Source organism: Enterobacter asburiae, assembly GCF_007035645.1.
GTDB lineage: Bacteria > Pseudomonadota > Gammaproteobacteria > Enterobacterales > Enterobacteriaceae > Enterobacter > Enterobacter asburiae_B.
In genome coordinates, this window is record NZ_AP019632.1 from 1,083,972 (window position 1) to 1,097,666 (window position 13,695).

Annotated in this window: 16 protein-coding genes; 13 read left to right on the forward strand and 3 right to left on the reverse strand. The window is 57.4% G+C overall.

Annotated elements, in window-relative coordinates:
- Positions 1–21 precede the first annotated feature (21 nt).
- On the reverse strand, positions 22–444 hold the full coding sequence (locus FOY96_RS05165; RefSeq protein WP_039263751.1) for a DoxX family protein: 423 nt from the start codon (positions 442–444) through the stop codon (positions 22–24).
- A 173-nt stretch (positions 445–617) separates the two neighbouring features.
- Here FOY96_RS05165 and FOY96_RS05170 point away from each other — a divergent pair, with 173 nt between their 5' ends.
- Entirely contained in the window at positions 618–1,763 is a 1,146-nt protein-coding gene (locus tag FOY96_RS05170) for a 3-phenylpropionate MFS transporter (protein ID WP_039263750.1), read from the forward strand.
- Here the strand turns inward: FOY96_RS05170 and csiE are convergent.
- The gene (csiE, locus tag FOY96_RS05175) at positions 1,758–3,035 is read right to left on the reverse strand and encodes a stationary phase inducible protein CsiE (RefSeq protein ID WP_047173875.1); all 1,278 of its coding nucleotides are present in this window, start codon (positions 3,033–3,035) and stop codon (positions 1,758–1,760) included. The two genes, FOY96_RS05170 and csiE, sit on opposite strands and share 6 nt — an antisense overlap.
- Positions 3,036–3,160: 125 nt before the next feature.
- On the opposite strand from csiE, the gene FOY96_RS05180 reads away from it, so the two are divergent.
- Entirely contained in the window at positions 3,161–3,799 is a 639-nt protein-coding gene (locus FOY96_RS05180; RefSeq protein WP_033146226.1) for a DUF1007 family protein, read from the forward strand.
- On the forward strand, positions 3,790–4,770 hold the full coding sequence (locus FOY96_RS05185; RefSeq protein WP_143346600.1) for a nickel/cobalt transporter: 981 nt from the start codon (positions 3,790–3,792) through the stop codon (positions 4,768–4,770). Before FOY96_RS05180 ends, FOY96_RS05185 begins: the two co-directional genes overlap by 10 nt.
- A gap of 40 nt (positions 4,771–4,810) precedes the next feature.
- On the opposite strand, the gene suhB is transcribed toward FOY96_RS05185, so the two are convergent.
- Positions 4,811–5,614 carry an inositol-1-monophosphatase gene (suhB, locus tag FOY96_RS05190; RefSeq protein WP_023308828.1) on the reverse strand — a complete coding sequence of 268 codons (804 nt, stop codon included), beginning with the start codon at positions 5,612–5,614 and terminating at the stop codon, positions 4,811–4,813.
- A gap of 131 nt (positions 5,615–5,745) precedes the next feature.
- Here suhB and trmJ point away from each other — a divergent pair, with 131 nt between their 5' ends.
- The 10 genes from trmJ to pepB all read left to right on the forward strand — a co-directional run bounded on the left by trmJ (position 5,746) and on the right by pepB (position 13,604).
- A complete protein-coding gene (gene trmJ / locus FOY96_RS05195) occupies positions 5,746–6,471 on the forward strand; it encodes a tRNA (cytosine(32)/uridine(32)-2'-O)-methyltransferase TrmJ (RefSeq protein ID WP_033146224.1) in 726 nt (241 codons plus the stop codon).
- A gap of 215 nt (positions 6,472–6,686) precedes the next feature.
- Complete coding sequence (iscR, locus tag FOY96_RS05200) at positions 6,687–7,178, forward strand: Fe-S cluster assembly transcriptional regulator IscR (RefSeq protein ID WP_023308826.1); 492 nt, start codon at positions 6,687–6,689, stop codon at positions 7,176–7,178.
- A gap of 117 nt (positions 7,179–7,295) precedes the next feature.
- Positions 7,296–8,510, forward strand: a complete 1,215-nt coding sequence (iscS, locus tag FOY96_RS05205; protein ID WP_008502157.1) for a cysteine desulfurase — start codon at positions 7,296–7,298, stop codon at positions 8,508–8,510.
- 24 nt (positions 8,511–8,534) lie between these two features.
- Positions 8,535–8,921: a Fe-S cluster assembly scaffold IscU gene (gene iscU, locus FOY96_RS05210; protein WP_003860661.1), complete on the forward strand. Its 387-nt coding sequence runs from the start codon at positions 8,535–8,537 to the stop codon at positions 8,919–8,921.
- Positions 8,922–8,934: 13 nt separating this feature from the next.
- Complete coding sequence (iscA, locus tag FOY96_RS05215) at positions 8,935–9,258, forward strand: iron-sulfur cluster assembly protein IscA (RefSeq protein ID WP_003860659.1); 324 nt, start codon at positions 8,935–8,937, stop codon at positions 9,256–9,258.
- A 79-nt stretch (positions 9,259–9,337) separates the two neighbouring features.
- The gene (gene hscB / locus FOY96_RS05220; protein ID WP_039263745.1) at positions 9,338–9,853 is read left to right on the forward strand and encodes a co-chaperone HscB; all 516 of its coding nucleotides are present in this window, start codon (positions 9,338–9,340) and stop codon (positions 9,851–9,853) included.
- Between the two features lie 14 nt (positions 9,854–9,867).
- Positions 9,868–11,718, forward strand: a complete 1,851-nt coding sequence (gene hscA, locus FOY96_RS05225; RefSeq protein ID WP_033146222.1) for a Fe-S protein assembly chaperone HscA — start codon at positions 9,868–9,870, stop codon at positions 11,716–11,718.
- Between the two features lies 1 nt (position 11,719).
- Positions 11,720–12,055 carry an ISC system 2Fe-2S type ferredoxin gene (fdx, locus tag FOY96_RS05230; RefSeq protein WP_003860652.1) on the forward strand — a complete coding sequence of 112 codons (336 nt, stop codon included), beginning with the start codon at positions 11,720–11,722 and terminating at the stop codon, positions 12,053–12,055.
- A 1-nt stretch (position 12,056) separates the two neighbouring features.
- Positions 12,057–12,257 (forward strand): Fe-S cluster assembly protein IscX, encoded by a 201-nt coding sequence (gene iscX, locus FOY96_RS05235; RefSeq protein ID WP_003860650.1) that lies wholly within the window; start codon positions 12,057–12,059, stop codon positions 12,255–12,257.
- 60 nt (positions 12,258–12,317) lie between these two features.
- Positions 12,318–13,604 (forward strand): aminopeptidase PepB, encoded by a 1,287-nt coding sequence (gene pepB / locus FOY96_RS05240; protein WP_143346601.1) that lies wholly within the window; start codon positions 12,318–12,320, stop codon positions 13,602–13,604.
- The last annotated feature ends 91 nt before the right edge of the window (positions 13,605–13,695 follow it).

Below are 13,695 nucleotides of genomic sequence, written 5' to 3' on the forward strand. Positions count from 1 at the left end.
CTTGCGGCCTTTTTTTTTGGCTTAACGCCGGTCGAGGGAAATAGCCCCCGGACCAACAATGGCCAGTAAAATAAAGGCGCCAGCAATACTGATGTTCTTATAGAAATTAATCATATTCGGTACGACCGCATCACCGGTCATATCCCAGTAATGGTGACCGATAATCGCCGTGCCCAGCGTATAGAATACAAACAGTACCGCGAGCGGGCGGGTGAAAAAGCCCAGCACGATCAGGATGGCAGCAGGGACTTCCATCACCACCGCAATAATGGCCGCCAGCATGGGCATCGGCGTACCCAGCGAGGTCATATATTGTACGGTGCCGCTAAACCCCGTCAGTTTTGGATAACCAAAGATGATAAACAGCACGACAAGTGCGATGCGGCCAATCAGCAGCAGCAGGTGACGTGACTGACCGAAATCGAAATAACGTAGTGAGTTCATGGCAGAAAAACCTCTGCAAGTGGAGTAATTTAAACGTAATACATATTTTCATTCCCTGCCATAAGCCAGACGACTGCACAAGATGTTAATTTTTCGTTAATTTATAGCAGGCTATCTACTTGCTTAATTTTTATATTCTCGCCAGACTATGGCCTCGATTTCGGGAGGGATTCATGGTCTTGCATTCCACGCGCTGGCTGGCGCTCAGTTATTTCACCTATTTCTTTAGCTACGGTATTTTTCTGCCCTTCTGGAGCGTCTGGCTCAAGGGTATCGGCCTGACTCCTGAGACTATCGGTGTCCTGCTGGGGGCCGGGCTGGTGGCGCGTTTCCTCGGCAGCCTGCTGATTGCCCCGCGCGTCAGCGATCCCTCCTTACTGATCAAGGCCGTGCGCATTCTTGCTCTGCTGACGCTGGTCTTTGTTGCCTGCTTCTGGGTCAGCCACCAGTTTGCCTGGCTGATGGTGGTGATGGTCGGCTTTAACCTGTTCTTCTCACCGCTGGTACCGCTGACGGATGCCCTGGCGAACACCTGGCAAAAGCAGATCACCATGGACTATGGCCGCGTGCGCCTGTGGGGCTCAATTGCCTTTGTGATTGGTTCCGCGCTGGTGGGCAAACTGGTCAGCCTTTACGATTACCGCGCCATTCTCGCCCTGCTGAGTATCGGTATTGCCTCTATGCTGCTGGGTATGCTGCTGCGTCCGTCGGTGATGCCGCAAGGGGAAAGCCGCCATCAGGAGAGCGCAGGCTGGCCCGCCTGGCGGAGCCTGGTGGCACAAAGCTGGCGTTTTCTGGCGTGTGTCTGTCTGCTTCAGGGGGCGCATGCGGCGTACTATGGCTTCAGCGCCATCTACTGGCAGGGGGCGGGATATTCTGCTTCCGCAGTGGGCTATCTGTGGTCGCTGGGGGTAGTGGCCGAAGTCATTATTTTTGCCCTGAGCAAGAAGCTGTTCCGTCGCTTTGGCGCGCGAGACCTTCTGCTGCTTTCCGCCGTGTGCGGCGTGGCGCGCTGGGGGATTATGGGCTGGACGACCGATCTGCCGTGGCTGATAGTGGCGCAAATTCTTCACTGCGGCACCTTTACCGTGTGCCATCTGGCGGCTATGCGCTATATCGCAGCGCGCGAGGGCGGAGACGTTATTCGCCTGCAGGCCGTCTACTCGGCGGTCGCGATGGGGGGCAGTATCGCAATCATGACGGTCTTTGCGGGGTTCCTCTACCAGCATCTGGGGCATGGCGTCTTCTGGGTGATGGCGCTGGTCGCCTTACCCGCCATCGTTGTTCGCCCGAAAGTGGCCGCTCGCGCGCCGCTATGATTCCAGCATGGCGCGAATATGTTCTTGTTGCTGCGCGTTCAATGTTTCAACGGCATGAATCAGCGGCGGCGAGAACAGCGGCAGGACGGTAGGGTAGGGGGTGATAACCAGCGCGGCTTCGCGCGGTGCCCCCTCTTTCTGGAAAGCCTGCAGCGTCAGATAGCGAATGTTAAGCGGCAGCAGCGTCAGCTCGCGAAGCTGCTGTTCAATCAGATCCTCGCTGGCTTTATCGTCTCCCGTCAGCAGGATCACCTGTTTTTCGTGCAGATCGGTCTCCTGCATCAGCCAGGCGCCGAAAATCACCGCGACAAGACTCATCTCTTCATCAGAAAAACGCAGCCCAAACTCCGCCTCCAGCTCAAACAGCGCTTCCTTTGTGGTGCGTAACAGCCGGGGATATAGGCGATGGATCTCCTCCGGCAGGCTATTGTCGATGCCAATTTCAAACAGCGAGCGGTCCAGCGCCTGAGCAAGATGGATATACAGCTGATCGGTCAGCCCTTGCTCATCGCTGAAGTTCATCCCGGTCTGCGAGCGAAAACGGGCGACCATGCGCACGATGGCCCGGCGCAAGCGCTGATCCTGCTGGTGTTTATCGAGCACCGGATCGGGCGTGCGCAGCATCATAAACAGCAGCGCCAGAAACAGCTGTTCATCCCCGTGCGCACCCTGCGGCACGCGACGTCTCCAGTGACGCACGATCTCCTGGGCCGTAAAATACTCCCCTCTCGACTGGGTCCAGCTGCGCTGAACGTGAGAAAACTGTGGCGTATTCCCGAGCTGGTGCTGAATAAGACAGTATTGCAGATAGAGCTGTAAAAACTGGACGTCGCGGCATTCAAACTGGCGCTGCAGCTTGCGTGAGCAGAAGCCGATCAGCGCCCGCAGGTTCGCATCGTCGTAAAGCGGCCGCGCAATGCCGTGTTGTTTAAGCGCGGTTTTTAATGCGGGGGTAAACTGGTGCGAGACAAACTGCGGGCAAAGCCGCAGCGCCCGGCGCAGCCAGTGCAGCAGGCATAAACGCTGATTCAGGGCTGTGCCTTCAATCCGGTAGCTGCCGTCGTGGTGCGTGACGATGTCCAGCCGGTGATAGCGCTGGATTTCATCGCGCGTCTCGGCTATATCTTGCCGTGCCATCGCGTCGTCCACCCCGTTGGCAGCAATTATGCTCTGTGCGGTGACGGCAGCATCGGGCAGGTAAAGCATCAAAAGCACCTGGCAGCGGCGCTGCGAACTGGAAAGCACAGATGGAATTTCAAGCGTCGTCATCATCTGTCAGGTATCCAGTGTGAATGTTTGATAAGAATAGCTAAAGGATGAGCGCTGAAAAGCGCGCCGGCAGGCCTTTCACTCAGGATTGCTGGGGAACATCACAGAATTTTTGACGTGAGGAATTGATGCAAACAGTTAAACAAAGTGCGATGGCGTTATTTTTGGCGGTTATCAGCTTCACCGCCAGCGCACACCCTCACAGTTTTATTGACCTCCAGACCGAGCTGGTTACCGACGGCACGCAGCTGAGCGGCCTGAAGATGCGCTGGACGATGGATGAAATCACCTCGGCCGATCTGCTCTATGATGCGGGAAACGCGAAGCCCGGCGATGAAATCTGGAAAAAGCTGGCGGCGGAAGTGATGGCCAACGTGCTCGGTCAGCACTACTTCACGGAATTCTGGCACAACGGGCAAAAGGTTAAATTTCTGAACCGGCCAACGGAATACGGGATGACGCGTGACGGGCATCAGGCGGTGCTGACGTTTGTGCTCCCGCTGGCGCATCCGCAGCCGCTGGCCGGGCAAACTTACACGTTTTCCACTTTTGATCCTACCTACTATGTCGATATGCGCTATGACAAAGACGGCGACGTACGATTGCCGGACGCTCTGCAAAAAAACTGCAAAATTGGCGTTCACACCCCGAAACCCAGCGAGGAGACGCTGAACTTTGCGGTCTCGCTTGATAAGGAAGATGCACCGCCTGAGGACATGGAGTTGGGTAAACAGTTCGCACAGGAGGTAACGTTACAATGTCAGTGATCTCCTCTCCGGTTCGGAAACCGCGCCGCTGGCTGCACCTCTGGCCGCTGGCGCTTTTTCTCCTGCTGGCCGTTTGCGGCTCGCTCTGGCTTTGGCAGGCCTGGCCGCAGGTCATGATGAAAAGCATCGTCTGGCAGCGTGAGGTCAATCAGCAGATGAGCGGTCTGCTGAAGGCGGTGGCCGAGAACCCGACCAAAGCGGGTGGTTCCCTGCTGGCGTTCAGCTTTATCTATGGCGTTCTGCACGCGCTGGGGCCGGGGCACGGCAAAATCGTGATAACGACCTGGCTCGCCACCCATCCGTCGAAGCTGAAATCGAGTATCGGGCTGACGCTGGCCTCCTCGCTGCTTCAGTGCAGCGTGGCGATTGCGCTCGTCGTAGTCGTGCTTTCGCTGTTGCAGCTTCCCGCGCGCCAGCTGCACATGAGCAGTTTCTGGCTGGAGAAGGGAAGCTACGCGCTGGTGGGCGTGCTGGGGCTGATCCTCTGCTGGCGGGCGCTGAAAAAGCTGCGCGTGCTGCTGCAAAAACCGAAATTCAAAACCTTCACGCCGCACCACGTTCATGATGAAAGCTGCGGCTGCGGACATCAGCATTTGCCCACGCAGGAACAGTTGCAGAACGGCGACGACTGGCGCGCGCGGCTGATGATTATTCTCTCGATGGGCATGCGCCCGTGTTCGGGGGCAATCATGGTGCTGCTGTTCAGCAAGGTGATAGGCGTGTTTGGCTGGGGAATGCTTTCCGCGCTGGCGATGGCGGCAGGGACATCTCTCACCATTTCGTCTTTAGCGCTGCTGGTTCACAGCTTCCGTCAGCTGGCGGTCAAACTCAGCGGCAATAAAACGCCGGTGCTGTGGCGACAGGTAGGGTGGACAACGCTTGCGCTGGCGGGCGGGGTGATTCTGCTGGTGGCAGCGGTGACGATGTGGATGAGCGCGATGCCGGTGGGAAGAGGATTGCGGCCGTTTTAGTTGGGATTCCCTCTCCCACGGGGAGAGGGAATGACCGGGATTAACGCTTCAGCGCATCGCTCAGTTCATCACGCATGTTGGCCAGCATGGCTTTAACAACGCGTGGGTTACCTGCAACGACGTTGCCGGTAGACATATAGTTATGGCCGCCGGTGAAATCACACACGATGGCGCCTGCTTCACGTGCGATCAGCTCGCCCGCAGCAAAGTCCCACGGCTTCAGTGACAGCTCGAAGTAACCGTCAACGCGGCCTGTTGCTACATAGGCCAGATCCAGCGCGGCAGAACCGGTACGGCGGAAGTCCGCACATTCGGTAAACAGTTTGCCCAGGATATTCATATAGGTGGTCGCGTGCTGTTTCGCCTTGAACGGGAAACCGGTCGCCAGAATGGTGCCGTCCAGATCGCGTGCGTTGCTGCAGCGCAGACGGTAGCCGTTCAGCTGTGCGCCCTGACCGCGGGTAGCGGTGAACAGTTCGTTACGCATTGGATCGTAAACAACGGCGACTTCAGTACGGCCTTTAATGCGTACTGCGATAGACACAGAGAAGTGTGGCAGGCGTTTGACGAAGTTGGTGGTGCCATCCAGTGGATCGATAACCCATTGAACATCCTGATCGGTACCTTCATGTTCACCGCTTTCTTCGGTGATGATGGTGTGCTGCGGGTAAGATTTGCGGATCGTTTCGATAATAATCGCTTCTGCGGCTTTATCGACGTTAGTCACGAAATCATTGCTGCCTTTCTGGCTGGTTTCTACGGAGTCTGGCGTTTCGTAGTGTTTGGCAATTACATTACCCGCCTTGCGCGCTGCGCGCACGGCGATGGTCAGCATCGGATGCATCGGTCTCTCTCACTGGATGTTAAAGAACAGGAAAATCGGCGCAGAGTATAGCAGTGGGATCGGATTATGTCTCCCGTTTATGATAATATGCCGGAATATTCTTCAGACGCTGAATTCAGACATTAAAAATTATGCTGCAAAACATTCGAATCGTGCTGGTCGAAACATCGCACACCGGCAACATGGGCTCCGTTGCCCGCGCTATGAAAACCATGGGCTTAACGAACCTGTGGCTGGTTAACCCGCTGGTCAAACCTGACTCGCAGGCTATCGCCCTGGCGGCCGGTGCCAGCGACGTGATCGGCAACGCTCAGATCGTCGATACCCTTGACGAAGCGCTGGCCGGCTGCAGCCTCGTTGTTGGCACCAGCGCGCGTTCACGCACGCTGCCGTGGCCGATGCTGGACCCGCGCGAATGCGGCCTGAAAAGCGTCTCTGAAGCGGAACAGGCTCCGGTTGCGCTGGTGTTTGGCCGCGAGCGCGTTGGCCTGACCAACGACGAGCTGCAGAAGTGCCATTATCACGTCGCTATCGCGGCTAACCCGGAATACAGCTCGCTGAACCTGGCGATGGCGGTGCAGGTTATCGCCTATGAGGTGCGTATGGCGTGGCTGGCGACGCAGGAGAAACAGGTAGAGCCTAAAGAAGAAACGGCCTACCCGCTGGTGGACGACCTTGAGCGCTTCTACGGTCACCTGGAGCAGACGCTGCTCTCAACCGGCTTTATTCGTGAAGGCCACCCGGGCCAGGTGATGAACAAGCTGCGCCGCATGTTTACCCGCGCGCGCCCGGAAAGCCAGGAGCTTAACATCCTGCGCGGGATTCTGGCGTCGATTGAGCAGAAGAATAAAGAGTAGTGTCGATTTCCCCTCTCCCCGTGGGAGAGGGCTGGGGTGAGGGCATCAGGCCGCACCGGGATTTTGAAGGCACGGAACGTTAAATACCTGACTAAAACAGTCAAGTAAATAGTTGACCATTTTAGTCAGGAATGTCAGACTTGGCCCTGCTATGCAATACCCCCATTTTACAATAAAAAACCCCGGGCAGGGGCGAGTTTGAGGTTAAGTAAGACATGAGACTGACATCTAAAGGGCGTTATGCCGTGACCGCGATGCTGGACGTTGCGCTCAACTCCGAAGCGGGCCCGGTTCCGTTGGCTGATATTTCTGAACGACAAGGGATCTCCCTCTCTTACCTGGAGCAGCTGTTCTCGAGACTGCGTAAAAATGGACTGGTTTCCAGCGTTCGTGGCCCAGGCGGCGGTTATCTGCTGGGTAAAGACGCGGGCAGTATTGCAGTTGGTGAAGTGATTAGCGCAGTTGACGAATCCGTTGACGCGACCCGTTGCCAGGGTAAAGGCGGCTGCCAGGGCGGCGATAAGTGCCTGACCCACGCGCTGTGGCGCGATCTGAGCGACCGTCTCACCGGCTTCCTGAACAACATCACCCTGGGTGAACTGGTCAATAACCAGGAAGTTCTGGATGTCTCTGGTCGTCAGCACGGTCAGGATTCCCAACGCAGCACCCGCGCGCAGGACGCTATCGACGTCAAACTGCGCGCGTAATAAAACGATAAAGATTTCAGAATCAGGCCGGGGCGGTCACGCCCCGCGTACTCGGTCGTACATCCAGCCGGTTGCCTGATTCCTTGCATTGAAGCGATGTACGGAGTTTAAAGAGCAATGAAATTACCGATTTATCTCGATTACTCCGCAACCACGCCGGTGGACCCGCGTGTTGCCGAGAAAATGATGCAGTGTCTGACCCTGGACGGAAACTTTGGTAACCCAGCTTCCCGTTCACACCGTTTTGGCTGGCATGCTGAAGAGGCGGTTGATATCGCCCGTAATCAGATTGCCGACCTGGTGGGTGCCGACCCGCGTGAGATTGTTTTCACCTCCGGTGCGACCGAATCCGACAACCTGGCGATCAAAGGTGCAGCCAACTTTTATCAGAAAAAAGGCAAGCACATCATCACCAGCAAAACCGAACACAAAGCCGTGCTGGATACCTGCCGCCAGCTGGAGCGTGAAGGGTACGAAGTGACTTACCTGGCGCCACAGAGCAACGGGATCATCGACCTGAAAGAGCTCGAAGCGGCCATGCGTGATGACACCATTCTGGTTTCCATCATGCACGTTAACAACGAAATCGGCGTCGTTCAGGACATCGCTACCATCGGCGAAATGTGCCGCGCGCGCGGTATCATCTATCACGTTGACGCGACCCAGAGCGTGGGCAAACTGCCTATCGATCTGAGCCAGCTGAAAGTGGACCTGATGTCCTTCTCCGGCCACAAAATCTATGGCCCGAAAGGGATCGGCGCGCTGTACGTTCGTCGTAAACCGCGTATCCGCATCGAAGCACAGATGCACGGCGGCGGTCACGAGCGCGGCATGCGTTCCGGCACGCTGCCTGTTCACCAGATCGTGGGCATGGGCGAAGCGTACCGCATTGCGAAAGAAGAGATGGAAACCGAGATGGCGCGCCTGCGCACGCTGCGTAATCGTCTGTGGGACGGCGTGAAAGATATGGAAGAAGTGTATCTGAACGGCGATCTCGAGCAGGGCGCTCCGAACATCCTCAACGTCAGCTTCAACTATGTTGAAGGCGAATCGCTGATCATGGCGCTGAAAGACCTGGCCGTTTCTTCCGGTTCTGCCTGTACGTCTGCAAGCCTGGAGCCATCCTACGTGCTGCGCGCGCTGGGCATGACCGACGAGCTGGCGCACAGCTCTATCCGTTTCTCTTTAGGTCGTTTCACTACCGAAGAAGAGATTGACTACACCATCAAGCTGGTTCGCAACTCCATCGGCCGTCTGCGCGACCTTTCTCCACTGTGGGAAATGTTCAAGCAGGGCGTGGATCTGAACAGCATTGAATGGTCACATCACTAATCGGTACATAAGGAGAATTCAATCATGGCATACAGCGAAAAAGTCATCGATCATTACGAGAACCCGCGCAACGTTGGCTCTTTTGACAACAGCGACGAATCTGTCGGTAGCGGCATGGTTGGCGCACCGGCGTGTGGCGACGTGATGAAGTTGCAGATTAAAGTCAACAATGAAGGTATCATTGAAGACGCGCGCTTCAAGACCTACGGCTGCGGTTCTGCTATCGCGTCCAGCTCCCTGGTTACCGAATGGGTGAAGGGCAAGTCTCTGGACGAAGCACAGGCAATCAAGAACACGGATATTGCTGAAGAACTCGAACTGCCACCGGTGAAAATTCACTGTTCAATTCTGGCAGAAGACGCGATCAAAGCCGCCATTGCGGATTACAAAAGCAAACGTGAAGCAAAATAATTGAGGTTTGAGTATGTCGATTACCCTTAGCGACAGCGCTGCCGCGCGAGTAAGCTCTTTTCTGGCGAACCGTGGTAAAGGCTTTGGCCTGCGACTGGGCGTACGTACCTCCGGCTGTTCTGGTATGGCTTACGTACTGGAGTTTGTTGACGAGCCGGCGTCTGACGACACCGTGTTTGAAGACAAGGGCGTGAAGGTGGTGGTCGATGGCAAAAGCCTGCAATTCCTCAATGGCACTCAGCTGGACTTCGTTAAAGAAGGCCTGAACGAAGGGTTCAAATTCACGAACCCGAACGTCAAAGACGAGTGTGGTTGCGGCGAAAGCTTCCACGTTTAACCGCGCGTCATCCGAAACCCCACCGTGGCTTACCCGCTGCGCGTGGGGTTTGTTCTAACAGGCTACCCCTGAGAATGTTATGGATTACTTCACTCTCTTCGGACTACCCGCTCAATACCCGATTGATCTCCAGGCGCTGACGATCCGTTTTCAGGATCTTCAGCGTCAGTATCACCCGGATAAATTCGCCAGTGGTACTCAGTCTGAGCAATTGGCTGCGGTTTCCCAATCTGCGACCATCAACCAGGCCTGGCAGACGCTGCGCCATCCGCTGGCGCGTGCAGAATATCTGCTCTCGCTCCACGGTTTCGATCTGGCGAGCGAACAGCATACCGTGCGCGACACCGCGTTTCTGATGGAACAGCTGGAGCTTCGCGAAGAGCTGGATGAGATTGAACAGGCCAAAGACGAAGCGCGTCTGGAAAGCTTCATCACGCGCGTGAAGGGCATGTTCGATACCCGCCATCAGCAGATGGTGGAGCAACTGAACAACGAGACCTGGGACGTGGCGGCAGACACTGTGCGCAAACTCCGTTTTCTCGATAAACTGCGAAGCAGTGCTGAACAACTCGAAGAAAAGCTGCTCGATTTTTAATTTCGGAAGCAATTATGGCCTTATTACAAATTAGTGAGCCTGGCTTAAGTGCCGCACCGCACCAGCGTCGTCTGGCGGTGGGTATCGATCTGGGCACCACCAATTCCCTCGTGGCGACCGTGCGCAGCGGCCAGGCGGAAACGCTGGCTGACGAGCAGGGCCGCCATCTGCTGCCTTCCGTGGTCCACTACCAGCAGCAGGGTCACGCGGTCGGCTATGACGCCCGCGCCAACGCCGCGCGCGATCCGGCCAACACCATCAGCTCCGTAAAGCGCATGATGGGCCGCTCGCTGGCCGATATTCAGACCCGCTATCCGCATCTGCCGTATCAGCTGCAGGCCAGTGAAAACGGCCTGCCGATGATTGCGACCGCGGCCGGTCTGCTGAACCCGATTCGCGTTTCCTCCGACATCCTCAAAGCGCTGGCGGCGCGCGCGACGGCAACGCTTGGCGGCGATCTGGACGGTGTAGTCATCACCGTTCCGGCCTATTTTGACGATGCACAGCGTCAGGGCACCAAAGACGCCGCGCGTCTGGCAGGCCTGCACGTGCTGCGCCTGCTGAACGAACCGACGGCGGCGGCGATTGCCTACGGCCTCGACTCCGGTCAGGAAGGGGTGATCGCGGTTTACGATCTCGGCGGCGGTACCTTTGATATCTCGATCCTGCGCTTAAGCCGCGGGGTATTTGAAGTGCTGGCGACCGGCGGGGATTCCGCGCTGGGCGGCGATGACTTCGACCATCTGCTGGCGGATTATATTCGCGAGCAGGCGGGCATCAGCGATCGCAGCGATGCGCGCGTGCAGCGTGAACTACTGGATGCGGCCATCGACGCCAAAATCGCCCTGAGCGATGCGCAGACGGTTACCGTAAACGTTGCGGGCTGGCAGGGTGAGATCGCCCGCGACCAGTTCAGCGATCTGATTGCCCCGCTGGTGAAACGCACCCTGCTGGCCTGCCGTCGCGCATTGAAAGATGCGGGCGTTGAGGCGAACGAGGTGCTGGAAGTGGTCATGGTGGGCGGTTCGACTCGCGTGCCGCTGGTGCGCGAGCGCGTGGGTGAATTCTTTGGCCGCACGCCGCTGACCTCCATCGACCCGGACAAAGTGGTTGCCGTGGGCGCCGCAATCCAGGCCGATATCCTGGTCGGCAACAAGCCGGACAGCGAAATGCTGCTGCTGGACGTCATCCCGCTGTCGCTCGGGTTAGAAACCATGGGCGGCCTGGTGGAGAAAGTGATCCCGCGTAACACCACTATTCCGGTGGCGCGCGCGCAGGAGTTCACCACCTTCAAAGACGGCCAGACCGCGATGTCCATCCACGTGATGCAGGGCGAGCGCGAGCTGGTGCAGGACTGCCGCTCTCTGGCGCGCTTTGCGCTGCGCGGTATCCCGGCGCTGCCTGCGGGCGGGGCGCATATTCGCGTTACCTTCCAGGTGGATGCGGACGGTCTGCTGAGCGTCACGGCGATGGAAAAATCCACCGGCGTGGAATCGTCCATTCAGGTGAAGCCGTCCTACGGCCTGACCGATGGCGAAATCGCCTCCATGATTCAGGACTCAATGAGCTACGCCGAGCAGGATGTGAAGGCGCGTATGCTGGCTGAACAAAAAGTTGAAGCCGCCCGCGTGCTGGAGAGCCTGAACGGCGCGCTCGCTGCCGATGCCGCGCTGTTAAGCGCCGCTGAGCGTCAGGTGATTGACGACGCTGCCGCGCATTTAAGCGCAGTAGCAGAAGGCAATGACGCTGACGCAATAGAAGAAGCCATTAAAAACGTTGATAAACAAACCCAGGACTTTGCTGCTCGCCGCATGGACAAATCTGTCCGCGTCGCGCTGAAAGGCCAGTCCGTGGACGAGGTTTAATATGCCAAAGATTGTTATTTTGCCTCATGCGGACCTCTGTCCGGATGGCGCTGTTCTGGAAGCGAAGACCGGTGAAACCATTCTCGATGTTGCCCTGCGTGCAGGTATCGAAGTGGAACACGCCTGTGAAAAATCCTGTGCCTGCACCACCTGCCACTGCATCGTGCGTGAAGGTTTTGACTCTCTCGCCGAGAGCACCGAAGACGAAGACGACATGCTGGATAAAGCATGGGGTCTGGAGCCTGACAGCCGCCTGAGCTGCCAGGCCGCAGTGACCGATGAAGATCTGGTCGTGGAATTCCCACGCTACACCATCAACCACGCACGCGAGCATTGATATGGGACTTAAGTGGACAGACAGCCGTGAAATCGGCGAAGCGCTCTACGACGCGAACCCGGATCTCGATCCGAAGACCGTACGATTCACCGACATGCATCAGTGGATCTGCGATTTAGAGGATTTCGACGACGATCCAAACGCATCCAATGAAAAAATTCTGGAGGCGATTCTGTTAGTCTGGTTAGATGAAGCAGAATAAATAACATAACGGGCTGCCTTCAGGCGGCCCGTTTGCTAGTTGCTAATAAGGATAAATAAAATGACCGAAGCGATGAAGATTACGCTCTCGAATCAGCCTGCTGACGCGCGCTGGGGCGAGAAAGCCACCTACAGCATTAATAACGACGGCATTACCCTGCACCTGACGGGCAACGATGATTTGGGCCTGATCCAGCGCGCTGCGCGTAAAATTGACGGCCTGGGCATTAAGCATGTCTCCCTGGAAGGCGAAGGCTGGGACACCGACCGCAGTTGGGCATTCTGGGCAGGCTACAAAGGGCCGAAAGGCACCCGCAAAATCGAGTGGGCGAACCTCGACGAAGCCGGTCAGAAAGAGCTGGAACGCCGCCTGCAAATCATCGACTGGGTGCGCGACACCATCAACGCCCCGGCGGAAGAGCTTGGTCCGGAGCAGCTGGCGCAGCGCGCGGTTGACCTGCTGTGCGGCGTGGCGGGCGAGAAAATGTCCTACCGCATCACCAAAGGTGAAGACCTGCGCGAGCAGAATTACATGGGCATCCACACCGTGGGCCGTGGTTCTGAGCGTCCTCCGGTCCTGCTGGCGCTGGATTACAACCCAACCGGCGATAAAGCGGCACCGGTCTTTGCCTGCCTGGTGGGGAAAGGCATCACCTTTGATACCGGCGGCTACAGCCTGAAGCAGAGCGCGTTCATGGACTCCATGAAGTCCGACATGGGCGGCGCGGCAACTATCACCGGCGCGCTGGCGTTCGCCATCACCCGCGGTCTGAACAAGCGCGTGAAGCTGTATCTGTGCTGCGCGGATAACATGGTGAGCGGTAACGCCTTCAAGCTGGGCGACATCATTCGCTACCGCAACGGCAAAAACGTCGAAGTGATGAACACCGACGCCGAAGGCCGTCTGGTGCTGGCCGATGGTCTGATCGACGCGTCTGCCCAGAAGCCAGAGCTGATTATCGACATGGCGACCCTGACCGGCGCGGCAAAAACCGCCCTGGGCAACGACTACCACGCGCTGTTCAGCTTTGACGACAAGCTGGCTGCTCGCCTGCTGGCAAGCGCCGCTGCGGAAAACGAGCCGTTCTGGCGTCTGCCGCTGGCTGAGTTCCACCGCAGCCAGCTGCCGTCCAACTTTGCCGAGCTGAACAACACCGCGAGCGCGGCGTACCCGGCGGGTGCAAGCACGGCGGCAGGCTTCCTGTCCCACTTCGTTGAGAACTACCACGAAGGCTGGCTGCACATCGACTGTTCCGCAACGTACCGTAAAGCGGCGGTTGAGCAGTGGTCCGCTGGCGCGACCGGTCTGGGCGTGCGTACCGTGGCGAACCTGCTGACGGCTGAGTAATCTTTATTGCCCTCACCCTAACCCTCTCCCAAGGGGAGAGGGGATGGTTTGCTCCCTCTCCCTTGAGGGAGAGGGCTGGGGTGAGGGGAAA